Source organism: Brevibacterium sp. UCMA 11754, from assembly GCF_021532275.1.
Classification (GTDB): Bacteria; Actinomycetota; Actinomycetes; order Actinomycetales; family Brevibacteriaceae; genus Brevibacterium.
On sequence record NZ_JACBOT010000036.1, the window covers coordinates 266,025 to 289,579 of the forward strand.

Here is a 23,555-nt window from a genome sequence, read left to right on the forward strand (position 1 = left end):
AGGAGATGTTCCAGAATTTGTGAAATAGACAGTGGATTCGCGATGCGTACCATCGAATCCGATCACTGACGGAACACCATCAGTTTACGTGCTCAACGCCGATCACGCGAATCCGGTGCCTAATTCTTTTCCTTGACGCGATATCCGCCGAGGTCAATCGAGGTGTGAATGAGGGTCACCGATGGCGGGAGCATCGCCGGAGGGACCGTGCCCGCGAGGACGAGGACGGTGGGTCCTGCGCCCGAGATCACGGCGGGCAGGCCCTCGTCGCGCAAGCCGTCGACAATGGCCATCGACTCGGGGTAGGCCTCGCGTCGGAATTCCTGATGGAGCCGATCATCGGTGGCCTCCAGCAGAACAGAGGCATCGGTGACGAAGCCATGGATGAGCAGCGCAGCACGTGCGGAGTTCTCTGCGGCGACTTCATGTTCGATGGATACGGGGATCACGCTTCGTGCGATCTCCGTATCCAAACGCACCTCGGGCACCAGCACGGTCACCTCGGCGAGGGTGTTGGACGGCACCTGCCACGAGCGGGCAGGGTCCGGCAGGGCGATGGTCAGTCCCCCGAACACGGCAGGAGCCGCATTGTCAGGGTGGCCCTCGAGTTCGGACGCGAGTTCAAGCACGCGTTGCCGGCTCAGTTTGTCACCGCCGGCGTAGGCCCCGATCTCGCCGGCCAGCGCAATGGCGCCCACGATCGCGGCCGCGGAGGATCCGAGTCCGCGCGAATGCGGTATCCGGTTGACACAGTCCAGGCTGAGCCTCTCCCCCAAGTCTGCGGGGGCGTTGGGAAACTCTGCATGGAGCACATCGACGAGCACGCGCATGATGAGGTGGGACCGATCCGTCGGCAGAGTCTCGGCGCTCTCCCCCGTCGCACTCACACAGGTGCTGGGATCGACAGGTTCGTCGTGGATCGTCAGTGTCAGAGTGTCGAATATCCCGAGTGCTAGGCCGAACGCATCGTAGCCAGGGCCCAGGTTCGCCGAGGTGGCCGGAACCTCGATCTGGATCCTCACGCTCACCTGTCTTCGAGCCCGAGGGCCCGTGCCGCGCTGACGGCGTCGACGGAGACCCGCTTGGGCTCGATCTCTGAACCGTCGGCTGTGTGAAGTGCCCAGCTGGGATCCTTGAGGCCGTGACCGGTCACGGTGACCGCGATTCTTGCACCGGCAGGGACCTTGCCCGCTTCGGACATCTTCAGCAGACCAGCGACCGAGGCGGCCGAACCGGGCTCGACGAAGATTCCCTCTTCCCGGGACAGAATCTTGTGTGCACGCAGGATCTCTTCGTCTGTGACCGAGTCGATGACTCCACCGGAGGAGTCACGCGCCTCGATGGCCTGCTGCCAGCTGGCCGGATTGCCGATTCGGATGGCGGTCGCGATCGTATCGGGTTCGTCGACGGGGTGGCCGAGCACGATCGGTGCCGATCCTGCTGCTTGGAAACCCCACATCTGCGGCAGGCGGGTCGAGGCGCCGATCACCTGGTACTGGCGGTAGCCCTTCCAGTAGGCGGTGATGTTGCCCGCGTTGCCCACAGGCAGCACGTGAATGTCGGGGGCATCGCCCAGGACGTCGACAACCTCGAAGGAGGCGGTTTTCTGTCCCTCGATGCGGTCAGGGTTGACGGAGTTGACGAGGTGAACCGGGTAGGACTCGGAGAGCTTCCGACACAGAGTCAGGCAGTCGTCGAAGTTTCCGTCAACTTCGAGCAGCGTGGCCCCATGGGCGATGGCCTGGCTCATCTTGCCCGGGGCGATCTTGCCGGTGGGCACGAGCACGGCACAGGTCAGTCCGGCCTTGGTGGCGTAGGCCGCCGCCGAGGCTGAGGTGTTGCCGGTCGAGGCGCAGATGACGGCCTTCGCGCCCTGAGCCGCAGCCTTGGTGATGGCCATGGTCATACCGCGGTCCTTGAAGGACGCCGTCGGGTTGAGGCCTTCGTACTTCACCCATACGTCAGCGCCGGTGAGCTCGCTGAGCTTCTCCGCGTGGATGAGCGGAGTTCCGCCCTCACCCAGAGTCACGGCCGGTGTGGTCTCGGAGATGTCGAGGAGGCTGCGGTATTCCTCGACGACGCCCTGCCACTGCTTCTTGGGGAATTCGGTCATTCTCACTGTCCTTCTACACGGATCACGGATTTGACGGCGCGCACCACGGGAAGGCCGCCGAGGCGGTCGACCGTTCCCCGCAGGATCGCGTCGGTGTTCGAGTGGGTGGCGAGCACGAGTTTCGCGTGCTGAGTGCCCTGTTCGTCGACTTCTCCCACGGTCTGGCGCATGAGCTCGATCGATGCGCCTTCATCGGAGAAGACCTCGGAGACTGCTGCGAGGACGCCCGGACGATCGACGACGTCGAGAGTGATGTGGTACCGCGTAGTGATCGCCGATATCGGCAGGATCGTCGAGTCCTTGTGGAAGGGACGTTCGTACTGTCCCCGACCGCCGAGAACCTTGCGACGGGCTACGGAGACCACATCGCCGAGGACCGCAGACGCGGTCGGTTCGCCGCCGGCGCCCTGACCGTAGAACATGAGCGAACCAGCGGCCTCGGCCTCGATGAAGACCGCGTTGAAGGCGCCGCGCACCGTCGCAAGAGGGTGATTGCGTCCCAGCAGCGCCGGGTAGACGCGAGCGGACAGCCCCGGCCCGGCAGGCGATTCGCTGACTCGTTCGCAGACGGCGAGGAGTTTGATGACGAATCCCTGGTCCCGAGCCGTGGCAACCATCTCGGGGGTGATGTCCTCGATTCCTTCGACGTGGACATCGTCGATCGTGACTGGAGCGTGGAAGGCCAGTGACGAGAGAATCGCGGCCTTGGCCGCAGCATCATGTCCGCCGACGTCGGCGGTCGGGTCCGCCTCGGCGAATCCCAGCTCCTGTGCGGTCTTGAGCGCTTCATCGAAGCCCCACCCCTCGGAGTCCATCTGATCGAGGATGTAGTTGGTGGTGCCGTTGACGATGCCCATGATCCGGTCGATCCGATCCCCGGCCAGCGAGTCACCGACTGGACGGATGATGGGAATGGCACCGGCGACGGCGGCTTCGTGTTCGAGACGGACACCCGCCGTGTCCGCTGCGGACATGAGCTCACCGTAGTTGGCGGCCAGCAGGGCCTTGTTGGCTGTGACGACGGAGGAGCCGTGGTCGAGTGCCGAGCGGATGAGCGTCTTGGCGGGCTCGATGCCGCCCATGAGCTCGATGACGATGTCGGCGTCAGCGATGGCAGTCTCTGCGTCCGTCGTCAGCAGGCTCGGATCGATCCCCGGACGCTGCTTCGCGGTGTCGCGGACGACGATTGCGCTCAGCTCAAGAGGCGCACCGATCCGTTCGGCCAGAGCCTCGCTCCGGTCCTGGATGCGGGCGGCGACCTCGGTGCCGACGACCCCACATCCGAGCATGGCAACTTTCAAAGCCTGCATCTGTTCACCTTTTCGCTGTCTTCAATGGCACTCACACGCGCTCACCGACGTTCATTCCCGGATCGCTGCGCAACATCTGAGAGTAGTCCTCGGGCGTCACAATCCACTCAACCTTATCCGCTGTCACGGCCAGGACCCCTGGTTTGGGCAGGTGGTTGTAGTTGTTGGCCAGTGACCGGCAGTAGGCACCGGTGCTCGGGACCGCGACGAGATCCCCGGAGGACACATCGGATCCCATGTATTCGTCGCGGACGATGATGTCACCGGATTCGCAGTGCTTGCCCACGACGCGCACGATGGCGGGATCGGAACTGGAGTTCCGATTGGCCAAGGTACACGAATAGTCGGCATCGTAGAGAGCTGTCCGAATGTTGTCACTCATCCCCCGTCGACGGCGACGTAGGTGCGCACACCGTTGTCGGTGTCGACCTCTTTGACCGTGCCGACCCGGTAGAGGGTGAACATAGACGGGGACACGATCGCGCGTCCGGGCTCGATGGAGATCCGCGGCACGTTCGTGCCCAGACCGCGGCATTCCTTGGCGACCACCGCAGCGAGCTCCTGGGCCATCTCGGCCACCGGAATGGGCGTGTCCTGTGAGGTGTAGCGGATGCCGAAGCCACCGCCGAGGTCGACATCGGGCAGATCGACACCGTGTTCGTCCATGATCTCCGCTCGCAGGGCCAGGACACGGGCGGCAGCGACCTGGAAGCCGGAGATGTCGAAGATCTGCGAGCCGATGTGCGAGTGCAGACCATCGAAACGCAGATGTGGTGAGTTCGCCACTGCCTCGGCGGCCCTTGCTGCTGCACCGGCGGAGACCGAGAGCCCGAACTTCTGGTCCTCATGAGCCGTGGCGATGAAATCGTGCGTGTGTGCCTCGACTCCCACCGTCACCCGCAGCATCACTGGGGCAACGGTGCCCTTCGCGGCCGCGATCGATTCCAGCAGGGATATCTCGTCGAGGCTGTCGACGAAGATGCGTCCCACACCGTAGTCGAGGGCGTATTCGAGTTCGGCCACAGATTTGTTGTTGCCGTGCAGACCGACTCGATCGCCTGGAACTCCTGCTGCGCGGGCCACCATCATCTCTCCCAGGGAACAGGTGTCGAGGCCAAGACCCGCCTCGTGGACCCACCGGGCGACAGCGGTGCACAGGAATGCCTTGCCCGCATAGAAGACGTCGACACCGGACAGTCCCTTTTCCGTGGAGAATGCGGCCGAATACGCGCTGACATAGTTCTCGGCGCGAGCGGTGAAATCGGCGACATCCATGACCAGGGTCGGGGTGCCGTAGCGTTCAGCGAGGTCAGTGACTGTGTGCCCGGCGACGGTGAGGACACCGGAGTCGGACTTCGTCACGTTGTCGGACCACAAGCTGGGCAGGAGGGCGTTGACGTCCTCGGGGTAGGGCAGCCACACGGGTGCAGGGGTGGCGTGCATGGTGCCGGCGATATGGGCAGGCATTACATCCTCTCCGGGGCGCGAACGCCCAGTAGTCGAAGTCCTGTGGCCAGGACGATGATGGCGGCTCGGTCGAGGACCAGCCGGGAAGCGTGGAGTCGTGTGATGTCCTCATCGATGCTCGGTGTCACTGGGCATGCTTTCGCCCAGTCCAGGAACAGCTGTGCGGTGGCTTCGAGGAGGCAGGTGATGCGCCGAGGCTCGTCTGCGAAGGCGGCGGCGTCGGTCGTGGTGATGAAGTCTGCCAGGGCTGCAGCCAGCGCGGTCTCTGTGGCATCGGTCAGGGCATTCGGGTCGAAGCCCGCTGCACTGATGCCGGCCGCCGCCGCGCGGCGTTCGACGCGACAGGCCGAGGAGTGCGCGACCTGGACGAGGTACACAGGGTTGTCCGGGCGGGCCGTGCGCAGCAGTCCCACGTCTGCCGCATGCGATGAGGCTGTGCTGCTGCGTGCGGCCACGAAGCGAAGCGAGTCGCTGCCCACTACAGGGAGCAGAGTCCGCAGTTCGGGGTTGGAAGCGATACGTTCATCGACTGTGGCTTCGATGCGCGCTGCCGTGTCCTGATCAGGACCGAATGCCGTGCCTGAGCCGACGATGTCGGCGGCGACCTGGGCGAGGCTGCTGGAACTCACTGTGATGTTGAGGAACCCGGGCCCGGCGACGTCGACACGGGTGATTCCGGTGTCATCGCGCAGTCGTGAAGCGAACTCCTCTGCCAAGGTTCTGGGGTCGGTGTGCAGAGATGCGGCACTGCGCAGTGCGATGGTCGAGACCCAGTCGCAGTGAGGCTGTGCCTGCGCCCTGCGAAGGGTCGAGTCCGGTACAGGGTCGCTGTCGATTCCTCGTGCGGCGGCGCTGCTCGCCAGTGCACGCGCCAGAGCGGTCTGCAGAAGTTCCGGGGTCACCAGTTCAGATTACTCGTGTCCGGTTGTCGACGGCGAATCAGGTGTCATCGTCGTTGTCTGGATCAGATCGAGCCGGGACGACAGGCGGAGAAGCTGACTGCGAACTTGACCACGGTAGAGGCCAGCACCACGGCGTAAGCCGGCCACATCACATCGAAGCTCTGGATCAGGAAGGCGAAGATCAGGGGGCCGGTCGCAGCCATCAGGTACCCACCGCCCTGAACGAAGCCGGACAGTGCCGCCGAGGCCTCGGCGCTGCGTGAGCGCAGGGTGATCAGGGTCAGAGCCAGCGGGAAGGTCGAGATTCCGATGCCCAACAGGACCGTCCACAGCACTGGTGCTGCCTGCGGCATGAGCCATAGGCCGAGGTAACCGACAGCTAGACAGCCGGAGAAGGCCGCGACTATCGGCGAAGCTGTGCGCATCTTCTGTGCGAGAAGCGGCAGGACGAACCCGAGGACGAGGGGGATGGCGGTCACGAGAGCGAGCATGGCTCCTGCGAATGCCGGGTCGAAGCCCGCTCGTGTCAGCAGGGTAGGCAGCCAGGTGAATAGGATGAAATTGTTGAATGAGGTCAGTCCGGTCATCGTCATCAGTGCCCAGGCGCGGCGGGTCTTGACCAGTCGCAGCAGTTCGCTTCCGCCGACGACCGTGGCCGAGACCTGCGACCGGGGTGCTGGTCTGAGCACAACGATGACTGCCCAGACGGCGATCCCCAGTGCCGCGGAGACAGCCCACACGAGCAGAGAACCGCGCCATTCGAACTTCGATGCCAGCGGCACTGCCACGAGTGGTGGGATGAAAGTCCCCAGCTGCAGCAGCCCCACGTGCACTGTCGACATCAGTGCGACACGGTCGGGGAAGTAGGACTTCACGATCGGTGGCACGACTACGTTGCCGATGCCCATGCCCAGCAGTGCGAGAACGCTGAGTGCCAGGAAGAGTGCGGGAGAATCGACGATCGCGCGCAGGCCCAGGCCAGCCGTGATCATGATCATCACACCCAGTGAGATCGTCAGTCCGGAGAACCGGTTGTACAGCCGTGGCGTGATGAAGCCGCTGATTCCGTAGAGCAGCGGCGGCAGCATCCCGATGATTGCCAGGAACACCGCGCTGAGATGGATCTCGGAGCCCATCGCGTCCAACAGCGGTGACAGGCCGGTCACGCCCGGGCGAAGGTTGAATGCTGCGACAACGATTCCGATGACGATCAGTCCGGATGCCCACGCAGATTTCATGCTTGCATTTCTATCATCCTGTCCACCGCACCAGCGTCGGCGGGGTCAGTTCTCCTGCTTGAGTCCCTCGACCGGTGACAGCCGCGCGGCCCGTCTGGCCGGTGCCAAGGCGGAGAGCAGCCCCGCAAGGATCGCCACCAGCAGGATGCCCACGGTGGAGGGAAGAGACCAGTCAACGATGAGCCGATTGGAATAGTCGTGCGTGATCAGATGGGTGCCGACGATGCCGAGCGCCCCACCGAGGAGGAGCCCGATGAGCGCCGCCACCGAGGAGATGAGGGTGGCTTCGAGAGCGAGAAGTGATCTCAGCTGGGAAATGCTCAGGCCCAGAGCCCGGAGCAGTGAATTCTCCCGCCGACGTTCGATCACCGACAGGCTCACCGTGTTCGAGACACCGAGCAGGGCGATGAGGACCGCAACGAATAGGAGGGCCACAGCAGCAATGAGAAGCACGTCGATGAACTCGGAGTATTGGCCACGAGCCACTGCTGAACCGGCTACCTCGTCGCTGGTGACGTCGAGTGCTTCGGCCACGTCCTGTTGGATCCGAAAGATGTCGGAGACTGAGGCATTCGGGTCGACTCTGACCAGAACGGACGTGGAGGTTGCGGACACGCCCAGGTCGTTGCCGACATCTGGGGTGGTGAAGTACACCAGACTCGAGTCACCGGCCTTCTCAACCGGAACCGTCGCCTCGGTGAGGCCCTTGATGCGGATGCTGTCGCGAGCGAAGTCCTTGGGGACGAGCACTTTCCCGGCAACCGGGGCCTCGGCGCCCGCGCTGATCACGGTCTGCGCGGATTCGGGATCGATGACATAGAGCTCGGGGGGCGAGTCACCGTGATCGCCGATCACCTGTGCCCGATGAGCGACGACGACGGCCTCCACTCCCTTGATGTCACGCACGTCGTCGGCTTCGTCGCGGTCGACGGTGGTTTCGAGCGGGACAGCGATGTCGATGGGAAAACGCTGGTCGAGGCCGAAACCCATCGTTGCCTTCGTTGACATTCCGCCGACCAGAATCGTCGCCACAAGGGTGACGCCGATGATGAGTGCGGTTGCGGTCGCTGCTGTTCGCCGCCGGTTGCGCAAGGTGTTCAGGGTGGCCAGTCGACCCGGGATGCCGAAGGGGCTGAAGGCCAGGTCACCGATGGCGGCGACAATCGGGGGAATGATCATCACGGAGCACAGCACAAGGCCGAAGACGAGCAGCGCTCCCCCAAGAGCACCGCCAAGGATCCATGCCTGCGACTGTTCGATCAGATAGATCGAGGCGAGGAGGAGCACGATTCCGAGGCCGATGCTCGACCACCCGACGATGTGGCGCAGCCTGCTCTGGCGGGAGGGAGACAGCGCCTCGTCGAAGGGCTGCATCGCCTCCAGCGGCGTCACCGCGATTGCGCTGCGGGCCGGTCGGATGGTGGCGAGCACCGTGAGGAGCACCCCGACGGCAATGCCGATCAACAATGCCGACGGGGGCACACTGAGACTCAGGTAGTCGAACTCGTTGGGCCAGATCTGCTTCGCTCCTGCAGCGAGGCAGAAGCTGAAGCCTGCTCCGACGGCCACACCGATGATCGACCCGAGCAACCCCACGAACGTCCCCTCCGTGACGACAGACCCGTAGAGCTGAAGACGTGAGGCTCCCAGGCAGCGCAGCAGTGCCAGTTCGCGTCGGCGCCCGGCCACGATGACGGAGAAGGTGTTGGACACCACCAGTATCGCCACGATGACGGAGATGCCGGCGAAGGCCAGAAGCAGCCAGGTGATGACCTCGTTGCCGCCGGAGAGCCGTTCGGCTTTGACGTCGACGGCATCGGAGACGGTCATCGCCTCCAGGCTCCCCTGCAGCGCAGAGTCGTCGATCGTCGCCTGCAGACGCGGGAGAACCGCGGCCGGATCCGCACCCGCGTCAAGCGCGATCTGGATCGCAATGACGTCGCCCTGTTGAGCGAAGTACTCCTGATAGCTCGCCGAGGTTGTCATTCCTCGGTGCATGCCTGCAGTAGCGGGACCGCTGCCCATGGAGGCCAAACCGACCACGGTGAATGTCGTGTTGCTCTGGCTCGGTCCCCGGTAGACGGGCATCGAATCTTCATCAGGTCCGACGGACACCGCGTCAACGGAGAAGCGGATCTCGTCGCCGATGCCCACACCCAGATCTGTCGCAGTGGCCTCGTCCAGGACCAGGTCGGTGATCGAGTCGGGTCGTGTGCCTTCGGTGATGGAGAACGTGTCCAGGCTCGTATCCGCGGGTGCAGGAGTTAGAGCGAACGTGCTCTCAGAGAAGGAATGACCTCGACCTGTCGTCGTGGTGCGAGCATTGACGGCCGCACCGCTGACCCCGTCGACTCGTTCCAGAGGCTTCGCCAAAGGAGAGACTTCCTGCCCATTGACGAAGACGTCCTGGCCCGGAACTATGACGAGGTCCGATTCGGAGAATGTGTGCCCGACCGATTCCTTCAGGCTTGTCTGCAGTGATGAGCTGATGATCAGGGTCGAGGCGACGAATCCTGCTGCCAGCGCGATGCCGAGACCCACTGCGAGGAATCGCGCCCAGTGGATACGGATCTCCGCCAGAGCGACTGCGATCACAGATCGCTCAGCTCACCCAGCGCGGAGACCACGGATTCCCTGCTCGGCTGCTGCACTTCTCCCCCGGCTCGTCCGTCCTTGAGGAGCACGACGCGATCGGCGTGTGAGGCGGCTACAGGGTCGTGGGTGACCAAGATGATCGTCTGCCCGTAGCGGGTGGTTGCACCGTGGAGCAGGGCCAGCACCTCTGCTCCTGCCTGGGAGTCGAGGTTGCCTGTGGGCTCATCGGCGAAGATCACGTCCGGGCGAGTGAGAAGGGCGCGAGCCACGGCAACGCGCTGCTGCTGGCCACCGGAGAGTTCGTGCGGTCGGTGTTTGAGCCGGTCCCCCAGCTCAAGACGCTCAACGACTTCTGCTTTCCACTCCGGATCGATCTTCTTCCGAGCCAGGGACACCGGCAGCTCGATGTTCTGTTCAGCGGAAAGCGTGGGAACAAGATTGAATGCTTGGAAGATGAATCCGACCCGGTCTCGCCGCAGTTGGGTCAGTTCTTTGTCATTGAGACCCGTGATGTCCTGGCCGCCCATCGTGATGGTTCCGGAATCCACTCTGTCGAGTCCGGCGAGGACGTGCATGAACGTGGATTTCCCTGAGCCCGAGGGTCCCATGATCGCGCTGAACCTGCCGGCTTCGAAGTTCACCGTGATGTCATCGAGGGCTGTCACAGCGGTGTCGCCGCGGCCGAAGCTCTTTCGCACCGATTGTGCGCTGAGCACGACATCGGCGTTCGTCACATCCGCAGGAGTCGACATCAGGGCCTTCATCAGCTGGTTGAGGTTGCTTAGGAACCACCATAATCGGTGGTAGCAGAAACCGCCCACCTCAGCTGATGAGGAGGACGGTGTGTGGTGCCCGCGACAGGATTCGAACCTACGACCTTCTGCTCCGGAGGCAGACGCTCTATCCACTGAGCTACGCGGGCAACGGATGTAATGCTATCACCGACTTGTGGTGCTCCCCAAAACGAAACCGCGTGCAATCGAGTCTCGATTGCACGCGGATGTCGGCATCAGGCGCCCTTGAGGTCCTTGCGCCCTGGAACGTATTCCCAGTGCCAGAGTTCATAGGCATTGCGCTTGGCCCAATCGGGGTTCTCCCAACCGTACTTCTCACCGTTGGCGACGAGCCAGTCGTACTGCACGCCGGTTCCGTTCTGAGTTCCTGCACCGAGATCCAGCGCGATTCCCCAGCCGTGGTTGGACGTGCCGGGGCGAGCAGCGAATCCGGGCTTGCGTTCTGCAACGGAGATCTGAGATTCCAGCGACCGATACGAGTCGGTGACAGCCAGCTCCTTGCCCGTGTCCTTCTTGAACGCAGCGTTCATCTTGGCAAAGGATACCGCAGCGTCCGAACGCAGCTGGTGGTTGCCGACGCCGATATCGCACAGCCAGTCTTCGGGGACCTCACCGTTCGATACCTCGCCTTTCGGAACCTCGCCTTCGCATCCGGGAAGCACGGTTTTGGTGATGGCACGCGAAGCGGCCTCGACCTTGGTCTGCTTGGCGCTCGGGGCGCCGATGGCCATACTCGTCTTCTCGTCGTCTGCCTTGATATCGGCGGAGACGGATTCGGAATTGATGGCGCGAGTCTGGCTGTCGGCAGCAGTCTCGTCGACCTTGACTTCCTGATTGCCGCTCATGTTGCCTGCGACCATGACGGCGGCGATCGCGGTTCCTGTGACTGAGACAGTAGCCAGGGCCGAGAAGGTCGTCACACGACGTCGACGCACCGAACGCAGCAGTGAACCGTCAGATCCGCGGCTGCCCATGCGAGCGCCCACGAAGGCCGAACCGCCATGGTCGGGACGCGCCGAGGCCTCCTTGGCCATCGCGGCCCGCCGGGGAGATCCTGCGGCGGCCCTGGCTTCTGCAGCCATCGCGGCGCGACGCGGCGAAAGGGGTGCGGATGGAGTCGGGTCCGAATGCTGCGACGCCGATGTCGCGGTCTGTTTCGAAAAGACAGATGGCACAGGTGAAGATGTGTGCTGCTTGCGCAGATCGCGCCGGCGAACCAGTGGCATCTCTGCGGTCGAGGACTCACTCGACATATTACTCCGTACTGTTGTCCGTATTTCGGCCGCCATGTATCCGGGCGAACGAAAACCTTATGTCACAACACTATAACGAGGTCGTTACAGATTGTCACTTTCCGTTCATACGTGGCGTGTGACCTGGTGTTTAACGTCTTTCAACCCCCACCAGAACGTCGCAGATCGCGTATTTGCGGGCTCCGGCGGGGGCCATAAGTAACATATTGTTATAAAGGAACGGGCATTTGGATGACGCGTGTCACACATTCATCGCCGTGCCTGCGTGATGTCATGCTCAGTATTCATGCCGACCTCGCTGCATGGCGTCCTGGACTTCCCCAACGAGCTCTTCCAAGACGTCTTCGAGGAAGAGCAGTCCCAGCACGTTCCCCTCTGCAGACACGACCCTGGCGACGTGAATGCCGACCTTCTGCATCTGGGAGAGGGCCTCTTCGACTTCGTCACCCGCAGTCACCGTGAACAGGGGGCGGAATCTCTTCGTCGGAACCGGTGCACCGTATTCGAGCGTGCTGTCGGCATAGAGGACGTCTTTGATATGGAGATAGTCCTGCGGATACCCGTCCTCGTCGGTGACGAAATAGCGCGAGAACCCGGTCTTTCCGACCATGGTGACGAGCTCATCAGGAGTCACACTGGAAGAGATGGTGATCAGTTCGGACATCGGGACCATGATGTCGGCGGCTGTTTTGTCGCTGAACTCCAGTGCGCCCTTGAGGAGCCCGGTATCGTCGGTGAGCAGACCCTCGCGTTTGGACTCGGCGACGATCGACTCAACCTGCTCGATCGTGAACGCCTCGTTGACCTCGTCTCGTGCTTCGATCTTGAACAGATGCAGGATCGAGTTGGCCAGACCGTTGAGCGGTTTGATGACGAAGCCGAAGACGCGGGAGAGGAATACGAGCGGGGGCGCCAGCAGCATCACGGCGCGAGCCGAGGCTGCCAGAGCCATGTTCTTCGGCACCATCTCACCAATCACGACATGCAGATATGTGACGACGCCCAGAGACAGAATGAAGGAGATCGTCGAGGACAGCCCGGCCGGAATGCCCAATCCTTCCAGCGGCCCTGACAGGAGATGGTGGATAGCCGGCTCTGCGACGTTGCCCAACAGCAGAGAGCAGACGGTGATTCCGAGCTGGCAGATCGCCAACATCGCCGAGACATGCTCCATCGCGTAGAGAGCGGTCTTCGCCGCAGACGACCCCTCCTGAGCCCGGGGCTCGAGCTGTGATCGTTTGGCCGCGACCACCGCGAATTCGGCGGCGACGAAGAAGGCGTTGCCCAAAAGCAGGACGACGAGCCAGATAAGGCCGAACCAATCAGCGCTCATCAGAATTCACCACCCTGTTCATAGCCGGCTGCGTCGGTCGCACGAAGCAGAATGCGTAATCTCTCGACCCGGCGACCATGCATCCGCTCGACGCGGATCAGCGCGTCATCAGTTCGGATCTGGTCCCCTGGTTCTGGGATCCTCCCCAATTCTTTGAGGACGAAGCCCGCCAGAGTCTCATAATCGGAATCTTCCGGTATCTCGAGTCCGATCGTCGACGAAACTTCGTCGGGACGAAGCTGTCCCGGAACGATCCATGTGCCATCGCGGGCCGGCCGTGCCGCCACACGCATCCGGTCGTGCTCATCGGCGACCTCACCGACGAGCTCTTCGACGACATCCTCGAGCGTGACGACACCGGCGGTGCCGCCGAATTCGTCGACGACGACGGCCATCTGCAGGCCCTTGGCCCGAAGCTCCATGAGAAGCGGATCGAGCCGGAGCGTTTCAGGAATCTCTGTCACCTCGGTCATCAGTCCTCCGGCGTATGCATCGTCACGATTGGCCAGCGGAACCGCAAAGGCCTGTTTGACGTGGACGACGCCGACGATATGATCCTTATCTTCGCCGGCCACCGGGAAGCGGGAGAACCCTGTCTCTCGGGCCTGTTCGATGATCGCGCGCGCGGTCGTATCCTTGACCACCGATGACATGCGTGTGCGCGGAGTCATCACGTCCTCTGCGGTGCGCTCGGAGAAACTCAGAGTCCGTTCGAGGAGATCGGCGGTCTGCTCATCGAGCATTCCCTCTTCAGCGGAGTGACGCACCAGAGAGGTGAGCTCTTCGGGCGACCGACCGACCGAACCCTCTTCCTGAGGCTCGATGCCGAAGGACAGAAGAATCTTGTTCGCGGTGCCGTTGAGCACGCTGATCACGGGCTTGAAGACGAGGGAGAAGGCATACTGCATCGGCGCGGCAATGCGGCCAGTTGCCAACGGCACTGCGATCGCCAGATTCTTAGGCACCAGCTCGCCGAAGATCATCGACAGGAACGTGGACGCGATGAGAGCGATCGCCAGGGCGATCGGGGCTGCGAGGCCCGGACTCGCGCCCAACGATTCGAAGACTGGAGCCAAGAGTCTGCCCAAGGACGGTTCCATCAGATAACCGGTCAGCAGGGTTGTGATGGTGATGCCCACCTGGGCAGCAGACAGCTGCGTGGACAGGTGGGTCATCGAACGACGGAGCGTCTTGGCCCCGAACATGCCGTCCTCCACCGCTTTGTCTGCGGTGTGACGATCGAGCGTGAGAAGGGAGAACTCGGCAGCGACGAAGATGCCGGTGCCGCAGATGAGGATGAGGGCTAACGCAAGGTAGAACCATTCCATCAGTGACGATCCCCGCCGTTCGCGGTCAGGAGATCAGAGTAGATGATGCGATCGACCCTCAACGGGTGAGGGTCGTCGTCTGAGGCGCCGGCTTCCCGCCGGCTGGGACTGTCACTGTGCATGGCTAGATCTTACCAACTCCTGGACAGAGGGCGGCCTTCCTCATATCCTGCAGCGCTCTGAACTCCGACCGTTGCGAGTTCCGCAAATTCCCCGAGACTGCGGGCTCCTGCATAGGTGAAGGAGCTGCGTACGCCCGAAGTGATGCCGTCGAGCAGATCCTCGACACCGGGAGATTCTGGGTCAACGTACATCGTCGACGAAGAAATGCCCTCTTCGAACAGGCCCTTGCGTGCGCGGGAGAACGCAGACTCCGTCCGAGTCCTGTTCGCCACCGCCCGCGCCGAAGCCATGCCGAAGCTCTCCTTGTATTTGCGGCCTTCACCGTCAACAAGGAGATCTCCCGGGGACTCGTGGGTGCCCGCGAACCACGAGCCGACCATGACCTGTGATGCACCTGCGGCGAGAGCCAGAGCCACATCCCGGGGATAGCGCACTCCCCCGTCCGCCCACACATGTGCACCCAGCTCTCTGGCAGCCTCGGCGCATTCGCGAACAGCCGAGAACTGCGGGCGGCCGACGGCCGTCATCATGCGCGTCGTGCACATAGCACCGGGGCCGACACCGACCTTGATGATCTGAGCACCGGCCGAAACGAGGTCGCGAACTCCATCAGCGGTGACGACGTTGCCGGCGACGATGGGCACTCCCAGATCGGCGGCCGCGATCGAGCTCAAGGTGTCGAGCATCTTCACCTGATGGCCGTGGGCAGTGTCGACGACCAGCACATCGGCACCGGCTGAGACCAGCGCAGAGGCTCGCTCGACGGCGTTGCCGTTGACACCGACCGCCACGGCGATCTTCAGTCTGTTCTGATCATCGAGGTTGGGAGCGTAAATCGATGACCGCAGCAGCGACTTGGGAGTCAGGGATCCCAGCACCATGTCGCTGTCATCGACCACGGCCGCGAACGGGGTCCGGGCCTCGTTCATGGACTCGAACAGAGACTCCAACTGTGCGCCATCGGACCAGTCGATGTCCGAGGCCCGGATGACATGCGGCGAGGGTTCGAGCAGCGAAGACACCTCAGTGAACCGGTCGACGCCCTTGAGGCTCGTCGAATCGATCACCCCAGCGAGCTTGCCCGAGTCATCGACGACCACTCCGTAGCCGTGGGACCGTTTGGCCAGGACGTGCAGTGCGCTCAGCACCGTGTCCTCCGGGGAGAACCGCAGCGCCGATTCGAAGACGCGATCGCGACTCTTCACCCACTCGATCGTGTCCTGGGCAGCAGATAGGGGGATGTCCTGCGGCAGAACCGCGAGGCCACCTCGGCGAGCCATGGTCTCCGCCATCCGACGACCGGATACGGCGGTCATATTTGCGGCGACGATCGGCGTCGTGGAGCCGGTCGGATCGGTCGTCGACAGGTCGACGTCGAACCGGGAAGTCAGTGAGGACGAATTGGGAACCAGGAACACATCTGAGTAGGTCAGATCATTATTCGGGTCATTTGAGATGAAACGCATAACACTATTGTCCCCTATGCGGACATACTCGGGTACATCGCGTTAGGCTGGTCATGTCGTTAAGCAGCAATTCTTGAATCAGGAAGTAGGCGATCAACGCCGTGTCCGTCAATACTCCGAACCGCACCGTCGACGACTTCGGGTCGAATGAGTGGTTGGTCGAGGAATTGTATGAACAGTACAAGTCCGATAAGAACTCCGTCGACCAGTCATGGTGGCCGTTCTTCGACAAGTACGAAAAGAACGGGGATGGTGCAGCAGCGAAGACTGCAGACGCCAAGCCCGCAGCGAAGACCGGCACCAAGCCGGCCGCGAAGTCCAACGCGAAATCAACATCGAAGGCTCCTGCGAAGCCTGCCGACAAGTCCGCCAAGGACACCTCGGGCGCCGACTCTGTTGCGGACGACAGTCCCCGCGGAATCTCCCCGTCTTCGGCACAGTCCGAGACTCTGAAGGCCGAGACCAAGTCCGTGCCCAAGGTCGTCGTGAAGGACACTGAGCCGAAGCCGGCTCCCGAAGAGACCGTGACCCCGTTGCGCGGACCGGCGAAGCTGATCGCCAAGAACATGGACGATTCGATCGAAGTTCCCACGGCCACGTCCGTGCGGGCGCTGCCGGCAAAGGCACTCATCGACAACCGAATCGTCATCAACTCGCACCTCAAGCGGACCCGTGGTGGAAAGGTCTCCTTCACCCACCTCATCGGCTTCGCAGTCATCCGAGCTCTGCAGAACTTCCCCTCGCAGAACGTGTCCTACGATGTCCGTGACGGCAAGCCCGTCATGGTCTCCCCCGCACACGTGAACTTCGGTCTCGCGATCGATGTGCCGAAGAAGGACGGTTCGCGAACTCTTCTGGTGCCGAACGTCAAGAAGGCTGAGACTCTGACCTTCCGCCAGTTCGTCGATGCCTACGACGGTCTCGTCGACAAGGCTCGGCAGGGAAAGCTCACAGCTGACGACTTCGCGGGCACCTCGGTCTCACTGACCAACCCCGGCGGAATCGGAACTGTGCACTCCGTGCCTCGTCTGACCAAGGGGCAGGGATGCATCATCGGTGTCGGTGCACTCGACTACCCGGCAGAGTTCCAGGGTGCCAGCCAGCACACGATCAACAAACTGGCCGTGTCCAAGGTCCTGACTCTGACCTCCACCTACGATCACCGCGTGATCCAGGGTGCAGGATCCGGTGAGTTCCTCAAGCTCGTCCACAGCTACCTACTCGGTGAGGACGGCTTCTACGACGATGTCTTCGAGTCGCTGCGCCTGCCCTACGAGCCCGTGCGCTGGGTGCCTGACGTCTCGGCCGAAGACCAGGACGATGTCAACAAGACCGCCCGCGTCATCGAACTCATCGACGCCTACCGCACCCGCGGACACCTCATGGCGAACATCGATCCGCTCGTGTACCGTCAGCGCTCGCACCCGGACCTCGACATCAATCAGCACGGTCTGACCCTGTGGGATCTCGAACGCGAGTTCCCCACCGGCGGCTTCGGGGCCAAGCCGATGATGCCCTTCCGCAACATCCTCGGCCTCCTGCGCGAGAGCTACTGCCGGACCATCGGCTTCGAGTACATGCACATCGCCGATCCGCTGCAGCGCCGTTGGTTCCAGGCCAAGATCGAGGTTCCGCATCAGGAGCTGACTCGTTCTGAGCAGGGACACATCCTCGGTCGCCTCAACGCAGCCGAAGCCTTCGAGACCTTCCTGCAGACGAAGTACATCGGTCAGAAGCGCTTCAGCCTCGAGGGCGGCGAATCAGCCATCGTCCTCCTCGACGAAGTCCTCAACCAGTCGGCAGACACCGGCATGGAACAGGTCGCCATCGGCATGGCCCACCGTGGACGTCTCAACGTGCTCACGAACATCGCAGGCAAGTCCTATGCGCAGATGTTCCGTGAGTTCGACGGAACGATGTCTCCGGACAGCGTTCAGGGCTCCGGCGACGTCAAGTACCACTTGGGCACCGAGGGATCCTTCACGTCGCCAGCGGGCAATTCGACCGATGTCTACGTAGCGGCCAATCCCAGCCACCTCGAGACCGTCGATCCGATCCTCGAAGGCATCGTGCGCGCCAAGCAGGACTTCATCGACCAGGGAGAGGCCGGTTTCACCGTGCTTCCCGTCCTCGTCCACGGCGACGCGGCGTTCGCAGGTCAGGGTGTCGTGACCGAGACCCTCAACCTCTCGGAGCTGCGCGGCTACCGAACTGGTGGCACGATCCACATCATCATCAACAACCAGGTCGGCTTCACCACCCCTCCGGCCTCGGCCCGCTCGTCCTTCTACTGCACCGACGTTGCGAAGTCGATCAACGCACCAATCTTCCACGTCAACGGGGATGACCCCGAAGCCGTCGTCAGAGCAGCACGACTCGCGTTCGAATACCGTCAGGAATTCAACCGCGACGTCATAATCGACCTCGTCTGCTACCGCCGCCGCGGACACAACGAGGGCGATGATCCATCGATGACGCAACCGCTGATGTACTCCCTCATCGAGAAGAAGGGTTCGGTGCGCAAGCTCTACACCGAATCGCTTGTCGGCAGGAAGTGCATCACCGATGAGGAGGCCAGCGAAGCGCTCAAGGACTACCAGTCGAAGCTGGAATCGGCGTTCGCCGAGACCAAGGAAGCCGAGACCGGCCCCGATGTCGGCGATGCCTTCAACGCACCGCACGTGCCCAGCGACATCGAAGCATTCAACAATGCCGAGACCGCGATCAGTACGGAGACTCTGCACCACATCGGTGAGACCTTCGCCGCTGTTCCGGAGAATTTCACCATCCACAAGAAGCTGCGTGCTCTCCTTGAGAAGCGCAAGGAGATGTCGCTGTCCGGCGGAATCGACTGGGGCTTCGCTGAGCTGCTGGCCTTCGGCTCGCTGCTCATGGACGGAATTCCTGTTCGCCTCGCCGGCCAGGACTCGCGTCGCGGCACATTCGTGCAGCGCCATTCGGTGCTCATCGACGCCGTCAACGGCAACGAGTGGACGCCGCTGCAGAACCTCAGCGACGAACAGGCCCGGTTCTGGGTTTACGATTCGCTGTTGAGCGAGTATGCGGCGGTCGGCTTCGAATACGGGTATTCGGTCGAGCGCAAGGATGCCCTGGTCGCCTGGGAAGCTCAGTTCGGTGACTTCGCGCAGGGTGCCCAATCAGTCATCGACGAATTCATCTCGTCCTCTGAGCAGAAGTGGCAGCAGAACTCCGGCGTCGTCATGCTCCTGCCCCACGGATACGAGGGACAGGGCCCCGACCACTCTTCTGCTCGCATCGAGCGCTACCTGCAGCTGTGTGCTGAGTCGAACATGACGGTGGCTCTGCCATCGAACGGAGCGTCGTACTTCCACTTGCTGCGTCGCCACGCGATGACGACGAATAAGCGTCCGCTCATCGTCTTCACCCCGAAGTCGATGCTGCGGCTCAAGGCTGCGGCCAACTCTCCCGAGGACTTCACCTCGGGAACGTTCGAGGCCGTCATCGACGATGCCGTCGTCGATCCCGAGAAGGTCGACCGTGTCGTGATGGTCTCCGGAAAGCTCTACTGGGAGCTGCTGGCTCAGCGGGAGAAGCGTGAAGACACGAAGACTGCACTCGTGCGCGTCGAACAACTCTACCCGCTCGACGAGGACTCCATCACGGCTCTGCTCGACCGGTACCCTGGCAGTGCAGAGCTGATCTGGGCACAGGAAGAGCCTGAGAACCAGGGAGCCTGGCCGTTCATGGCGCTGAACATGCCACAGCTGCTGGGCGAGCGTGAGATCACCGTGATCTCTCGTCCTGCCTCCGCTGCGACTGCAACCGGACTCAAGCATGTCCACGAGGTCCAGCAGCAGGAAGTCATCGACCGGATCTTCCGCCGGTGAGCACCGTGGCTCCGACGACCGTTGCTGTGATCGGTGGCCCCCTGGTCGCCGGTCACGGCGATGGTCGTGGTCTCGGGTGGGTCGGACGCGTCACTGCCAGGACGTTGCCCAGCCTTCCCGATCTCAGGGTCTTTCCTTTGGCGGTGCCGCACGAGGACTCCTCCGGTCTGCATGCCCGCACCATCGCCGAGGCGTCCCTGAGGTACACCTCGGACGGTGACAATCGGCTGGTCCTGGCTTTGGGTTCGGGCGATCTCGATTCGGGTCGTTCCGTCGCCCGAGCGCGTCTCGATGTGGCCAATGTTCTCGACGAGGCACTGGCGCGGAAGGTTTCGGCGTTCGTCATCGGGCCTCCCCCTGAGTACAACTCCGAACGCAATCGTGGGATCGCTGAGCTCAATACGAGCTTCTCAGATGTCGCAAAACGACGCGGCATCGCCTATGTCGATACTTTCACGCCCCTGCTGGGCCATCCTGTGTGGCAGCGCGAAATCGCATCCTCGCGTGACCATCTTCCCGGACAGGAAGGCTACGGTCTCCTGGCCTGGCTGGTTCTGCACCGCGGGTGGTTCCCGTGGCTCGGTGTCCAAGATGCCATGGGCGATTCCTGATCTCCACACAGCGGTCACAGCCGCACAAGTCTGGTCTCTGGGACCTGAGTGACACTTTGCCCAGGCATAGTGGTCATGAAAGAATGAAGCATCTAGCGAAGGAGTGAAATCATGAGCAAGCGTAGCCGTAAGCGTCACGACCGCCGCCGTAACAAGGCGAACCATGGCAAGCGTCCCCTCGGCTGATTCTTTCGAATCAGCGAGGACACGCGAAGAGGGCGGGGAGAATGGATATTCTCCCCGCCCTCTTCATATTCCTGAATCAGGAGACTACGCTCCGGCTCCGGGCCAGACAGCCTGCTCGGTCGCGATCCGCAGACGAATCTTCTCTCGCAGCCCCATCGGAGCCTCTTCCCGGCTGCAGGACCTGCGCACAAGCTCCTTGAGCAGTGCCTCGATCTCATACTCGTCGTGGCATGACGGACATTGTTCGAGGTGGACAGAGATCTCTCGGATCTCCGTCGTCGTCAGCTCTCCGTCAAGATAGTGGTAGATGCGCATCAGAGATTCCGCGCGCACACTCTCGCAGCATTCGTCGCTCATTTCGCACCTCCCGCAGGTTTGGAGAAGCCGCGATCCGCAGCGTAGTCGGCCAGCCTGTCACGCAGCTGACGGCGGCCACGGTGCAAGCGTGACATCACGGTGCCGATCGGCGTATCCATGATCTCAGCGATCTCCTTGTACGGCAGACCTTCGACATCGGCGTAATAGACCACCATGCGGAAATCCTCCGGAAGCTCCGACAACGCGTCTTTGACGTCGGAGTCAGGCAGATGGTCGAGCGCTTCGAGCTCCGCCGAGCGGCCCCCGGAGGAGGAATGGCTCGCGGCCTGGGCAATCTGCCAGTCCTCGATGTCCTCACTGCCGTGTTCCAGCGGCTGGCGCTGCTTCTTCCGGTAGTTGTTGATGAATGTGTTCGTCAGAATCCGGTACAGCCATGCCTTGAGGTTGGTTCCCGGCTTGTACTGGTGGAACGCCGCGTAGGCCTTCGCGTAGGCCTCTTGGACGAGATCCTCCGCATCGGCAGGGTTTCGGGTCATCCGCAGAGCAGCTGCGTAGAGCTGATTGAGATATTCCAGAGCGTCACGCTCGAAACGGGCCGAACGCTCGGCCTTGGTCTCGGGGACTTCTTTGACTGATTCGGTCATCGTAGTCAATGGTACGCCCGTTCTCTCTAGGACGGCAGTGGCGTTCACAGACTTCTCCTTCTGCCTTTCGACTCGGCACCGGCAGGATCGCCCTCACCGGTGCGTGTTATCTCATTCAACACCGGGGCGAGCCTCCACTATTCCCGGACAACCGTTATGCTTGCCAGTGAGATGCCCGACACGTAGGAAGGACCATAGTGTCTCCAATCAGATTCCTCGCACGGCCCATGCTGGCCGCCGGCTACATCAGCAACGGGGTCGACCGTCTGCGCCGACCAGAAGCGGCAGCCGCATCGATCGGTCCGCTGCTGAACATGGCACGCAAACAGATCGACGTGCCCATCGACGCTCCTACCTTGGCACGCGCCACAGGGGCGGCTCAGGTCGCTGCGGGATCGTTGCTGGCTATCGGAAGATTCCCCCGTGTCAGCGCCACGATCCTCGTCGGCACCTACCTCCTCGACACCGTCGGTGAACGTATCGCAGCGGATAAGACGACTTCGAAGGAAGACAGACGGGCGCGCACAGAGCGCACCCTGATCCGCACCTCGATGCTCGGCGGCGCGCTGCTGGCCAGTGTCGACACAGCGGGCAAGCCAGGACTCTGGTGGCGCACGCAGCATGCCGCCGAAGATCTCTGGTCCTCTGTCGAAGACACCTCGAAACAGGCAATGAGTGCGCTTGGCGTTGACTGACACACCCGATCTCACCGCACCCGCCACCGGCGACTGGCTTGCTCCGGTCGCCGGTGGCGGCGTCACCGCGAATGTCAGCGTTCCCGGTTCGAAGTCCCTGACCAACCGCTATCTCGTCCTCGCTGCTCTGGCCGAATCCGAGTCTGTTGTGCGCGGATGGCTGCGCAGCCGTGACACGCTGCTCATGGTCGAGGCGCTGAGAGCGCTCGGGGCCGATATCGACGACGTCGACGGCAGTCTACACATCACCCCCATTGACTTCTCCGCACACTGCGAAGGTCCTCCGATCACCATCGACTGCGGTCTCGCCGGAACCGTGATGCGCTTCGTTCCTCCGCTCGCCGCCGCCACCGGACGTGAGGTCGTCCTCGATGGTGACGAGCAGGCCAGGGTCAGGCCGATGTCAGTCATCATCGACGCTCTGACCCGCCTCGGCGCCTCCATCACTGCAGAGAACAATCTGCTGCCGATGACGATCCACGCACAATCCCACCTTCGTGGTGGGCACCTTGAGATCGATGCCAGCGCCTCCAGCCAATTCGTTTCGGGAATACTCCTGACCGCCCCTGCGCTGCCCTTGGGAATCGAGCTCGTCAACCGCGGCGGTTCCGTGCCCAGCCGGGCCCACGTCGATATGACCATCGAAGTCCTCGCCGATGCTGGGGTCGACGTCACAGAGCCCGAACCCGAACGTTGGATAGTCGAGCCTGGCCTGCCGCGCGGACTCGACGTCCATGTCGAACCGGATCTGTCGAACGCGGCGGCCTTCGTCGCCGCGGCTCTGGCCACCAACGGCGATGTCACCGTTCTCGACTGGCCAGCTCATACGAGCCAGGCCGGTGACGGATTCCGAGCCATTGCCGAAGCCTTCGGCGGTACTGTGACCCTGGATCGCAATGGTCTGCGGGTTCAGGGGCCCGAAGTCCTGCGAGCAGTTGACCTCGATCTCTCTGCCATCGGTGAACTCACGCCCGTCGTAGCTGCTCTGGCAGCACTGGCCGCCGGCACGTCCAACCTGACGGGGATCGGTCATCTCCGTGGGCATGAGACCGATCGGCTCTCGGCCCTGCGCCGCGAGCTCGGTGCCATCGGTGTCGACGTCGACGAACAGCCGACGTCTCTGACGATCACCGGTTCGGCCCCGCGCCGCGGAACGTGGCATACGTACAACGATCACCGGATGGTCATGGCCGGAGCCATTCTCGGCCTGCACGTCGATGGACTGGTCATCGAGAACGCCGACACTGTGGCGAAGACACTGCCCGAATTCACCCAGCTGTGGGAAGACATGCTGAGCCGGCGCGCCTGAG

The 23,555-nt window shown here is 62.6% G+C and carries 19 protein-coding genes, 1 tRNA gene and 1 pseudogene; 5 read left to right on the top strand and 16 right to left on the bottom strand.

Annotated elements, in window-relative coordinates; translation table 11 throughout:
• Window positions 1–119: 119 nt before the first annotated feature.
• From thrB to HX613_RS21505, 14 genes and pseudogenes are all read right to left on the bottom strand, one after another.
• Entirely contained in the window at window positions 120–1,022 is a 903-nt protein-coding gene (gene thrB, locus HX613_RS21445; protein WP_235347162.1) for a homoserine kinase, read from the bottom strand.
• Between the two features lie 2 nt (window positions 1,023–1,024).
• Entirely contained in the window at window positions 1,025–2,113 is a 1,089-nt protein-coding gene (gene thrC / locus HX613_RS21450; protein WP_235347163.1) for a threonine synthase, read from the bottom strand.
• 2 nt (window positions 2,114–2,115) lie between these two features.
• On the bottom strand, window positions 2,116–3,423 hold the full coding sequence (locus tag HX613_RS21455; RefSeq protein ID WP_235347164.1) for a homoserine dehydrogenase: 1,308 nt from the start codon (window positions 3,421–3,423) through the stop codon (window positions 2,116–2,118).
• A gap of 31 nt (window positions 3,424–3,454) precedes the next feature.
• A pseudogene (lysA, locus tag HX613_RS21460) lies at window positions 3,455–4,890 on the bottom strand (diaminopimelate decarboxylase).
• Window positions 4,890–5,792, bottom strand: coding sequence for a DALR anticodon-binding domain-containing protein (locus HX613_RS21465; RefSeq protein WP_235347165.1), 903 nt, complete (start codon window positions 5,790–5,792; stop codon window positions 4,890–4,892). Before HX613_RS21465 ends, lysA begins: the two are co-directional and overlap by 1 nt.
• A gap of 62 nt (window positions 5,793–5,854) precedes the next feature.
• On the bottom strand, window positions 5,855–7,030 hold the full coding sequence (locus HX613_RS21470) for an MFS transporter (RefSeq protein WP_235347166.1): 1,176 nt from the start codon (window positions 7,028–7,030) through the stop codon (window positions 5,855–5,857).
• A 45-nt stretch (window positions 7,031–7,075) separates the two neighbouring features.
• Complete coding sequence (locus tag HX613_RS21475) at window positions 7,076–9,625, bottom strand: FtsX-like permease family protein (RefSeq protein ID WP_235347167.1); 2,550 nt, start codon at window positions 9,623–9,625, stop codon at window positions 7,076–7,078.
• Window positions 9,622–10,377, bottom strand: coding sequence for an ABC transporter ATP-binding protein (locus HX613_RS21480; protein WP_235347168.1), 756 nt, complete (start codon window positions 10,375–10,377; stop codon window positions 9,622–9,624). The genes HX613_RS21475 and HX613_RS21480 overlap by 4 nt, the downstream gene beginning before the upstream one ends.
• 94 nt (window positions 10,378–10,471) lie before the next feature.
• Window positions 10,472–10,547: transfer RNA gene (locus HX613_RS21485), tRNA-Arg, on the bottom strand.
• A gap of 87 nt (window positions 10,548–10,634) precedes the next feature.
• Window positions 10,635–11,501, bottom strand: coding sequence for a M15 family metallopeptidase (locus tag HX613_RS21490; RefSeq protein WP_235347169.1), 867 nt, complete (start codon window positions 11,499–11,501; stop codon window positions 10,635–10,637).
• Window positions 11,502–11,949: 448 nt separating this feature from the next.
• Window positions 11,950–13,005 carry a hemolysin family protein gene (locus HX613_RS21495; RefSeq protein ID WP_235347170.1) on the bottom strand — a complete coding sequence of 352 codons (1,056 nt, stop codon included), beginning with the start codon at window positions 13,003–13,005 and terminating at the stop codon, window positions 11,950–11,952.
• Window positions 13,005–14,333: a hemolysin family protein gene (locus tag HX613_RS21500; protein WP_235347171.1), complete on the bottom strand. Its 1,329-nt coding sequence runs from the start codon at window positions 14,331–14,333 to the stop codon at window positions 13,005–13,007. The genes HX613_RS21495 and HX613_RS21500 overlap by 1 nt, the downstream gene beginning before the upstream one ends.
• Entirely contained in the window at window positions 14,333–14,455 is a 123-nt protein-coding gene (locus HX613_RS22415) for a hypothetical protein (protein ID WP_268827096.1), read from the bottom strand. The genes HX613_RS21500 and HX613_RS22415 overlap by 1 nt, the downstream gene beginning before the upstream one ends.
• Window positions 14,456–14,464: 9 nt before the next feature.
• Entirely contained in the window at window positions 14,465–15,922 is a 1,458-nt protein-coding gene (locus tag HX613_RS21505) for a GuaB1 family IMP dehydrogenase-related protein (RefSeq protein ID WP_235347172.1), read from the bottom strand.
• A gap of 101 nt (window positions 15,923–16,023) precedes the next feature.
• Here HX613_RS21505 and HX613_RS21510 point away from each other — a divergent pair, with 101 nt between their 5' ends.
• The 3 genes from HX613_RS21510 to HX613_RS23145 all read left to right on the top strand — a co-directional run bounded on the left by HX613_RS21510 (window position 16,024) and on the right by HX613_RS23145 (window position 20,588).
• A complete protein-coding gene (locus HX613_RS21510) occupies window positions 16,024–19,791 on the top strand; it encodes a multifunctional oxoglutarate decarboxylase/oxoglutarate dehydrogenase thiamine pyrophosphate-binding subunit/dihydrolipoyllysine-residue succinyltransferase subunit (protein WP_235347173.1) in 3,768 nt (1,255 codons plus the stop codon).
• On the top strand, window positions 19,788–20,402 hold the full coding sequence (locus HX613_RS21515; protein ID WP_235347174.1) for a GDSL-type esterase/lipase family protein: 615 nt from the start codon (window positions 19,788–19,790) through the stop codon (window positions 20,400–20,402). Before HX613_RS21510 ends, HX613_RS21515 begins: the two co-directional genes overlap by 4 nt.
• Before the next feature lie 111 nt (window positions 20,403–20,513).
• Window positions 20,514–20,588: a 50S ribosomal protein bL37 gene (locus HX613_RS23145; protein ID WP_371860662.1), complete on the top strand. Its 75-nt coding sequence runs from the start codon at window positions 20,514–20,516 to the stop codon at window positions 20,586–20,588.
• Between the two features lie 84 nt (window positions 20,589–20,672).
• Here HX613_RS23145 and rsrA read toward each other — a convergent pair whose 3' ends face one another.
• Together rsrA and HX613_RS21525 are read right to left on the bottom strand one after the other, a co-directional pair.
• Complete coding sequence (gene rsrA / locus HX613_RS21520) at window positions 20,673–20,945, bottom strand: mycothiol system anti-sigma-R factor (RefSeq protein WP_235347175.1); 273 nt, start codon at window positions 20,943–20,945, stop codon at window positions 20,673–20,675.
• On the bottom strand, window positions 20,942–21,550 hold the full coding sequence (locus HX613_RS21525) for a sigma-70 family RNA polymerase sigma factor (RefSeq protein ID WP_198395497.1): 609 nt from the start codon (window positions 21,548–21,550) through the stop codon (window positions 20,942–20,944). Before HX613_RS21525 ends, rsrA begins: the two co-directional genes overlap by 4 nt.
• Before the next feature lie 197 nt (window positions 21,551–21,747).
• Here HX613_RS21525 and HX613_RS21530 point away from each other — a divergent pair, with 197 nt between their 5' ends.
• Together HX613_RS21530 and aroA are read left to right on the top strand one after the other, a co-directional pair.
• Window positions 21,748–22,245: a DoxX family protein gene (locus HX613_RS21530; RefSeq protein ID WP_235347176.1), complete on the top strand. Its 498-nt coding sequence runs from the start codon at window positions 21,748–21,750 to the stop codon at window positions 22,243–22,245.
• Window positions 22,238–23,554 carry a 3-phosphoshikimate 1-carboxyvinyltransferase gene (aroA, locus tag HX613_RS21535; RefSeq protein WP_235347177.1) on the top strand — a complete coding sequence of 439 codons (1,317 nt, stop codon included), beginning with the start codon at window positions 22,238–22,240 and terminating at the stop codon, window positions 23,552–23,554. The genes HX613_RS21530 and aroA overlap by 8 nt, the downstream gene beginning before the upstream one ends.
• The last annotated feature ends 1 nt before the right edge of the window (window position 23,555 follow it).

Excerpts from the sequence above, each read along its gene's own strand:
- thrC (WP_235347163.1), bottom strand. The coding sequence starts at position 2,113 with ATGACCGAATTCCCCAAGAAGCAGTGGCAGGGCGTCGTCGAGGAATAC.
- HX613_RS21455 (WP_235347164.1), bottom strand. The coding sequence starts at position 3,423 with ATGCAGGCTTTGAAAGTTGCCATGCTCGGATGTGGGGTCGTCGGCACC.
- HX613_RS21470 (WP_235347166.1), bottom strand. The coding sequence starts at position 7,030 with ATGAAATCTGCGTGGGCATCCGGACTGATCGTCATCGGAATCGTTGTC.
- HX613_RS21480 (WP_235347168.1), bottom strand. The coding sequence starts at position 10,377 with ATGTCGACTCCTGCGGATGTGACGAACGCCGATGTCGTGCTCAGCGCA.
- HX613_RS21490 (WP_235347169.1), bottom strand. The coding sequence starts at position 11,501 with ATGGCTGCAGAAGCCAGGGCCGCCGCAGGATCTCCCCGGCGGGCCGCG.
- HX613_RS21495 (WP_235347170.1), bottom strand. The coding sequence starts at position 13,005 with ATGAGCGCTGATTGGTTCGGCCTTATCTGGCTCGTCGTCCTGCTTTTG.
- HX613_RS21500 (WP_235347171.1), bottom strand. The coding sequence starts at position 14,333 with ATGGAATGGTTCTACCTTGCGTTAGCCCTCATCCTCATCTGCGGCACC.
- HX613_RS22415 (WP_268827096.1), bottom strand. The coding sequence starts at position 14,455 with ATGCACAGTGACAGTCCCAGCCGGCGGGAAGCCGGCGCCTCAGACGAC.
- HX613_RS21505 (WP_235347172.1), bottom strand. The coding sequence starts at position 15,922 with ATGCGTTTCATCTCAAATGACCCGAATAATGATCTGACCTACTCAGAT.
- rsrA (WP_235347175.1), bottom strand. The coding sequence starts at position 20,945 with ATGAGCGACGAATGCTGCGAGAGTGTGCGCGCGGAATCTCTGATGCGC.
- HX613_RS21525 (WP_198395497.1), bottom strand. The coding sequence starts at position 21,550 with ATGACCGAATCAGTCAAAGAAGTCCCCGAGACCAAGGCCGAGCGTTCG.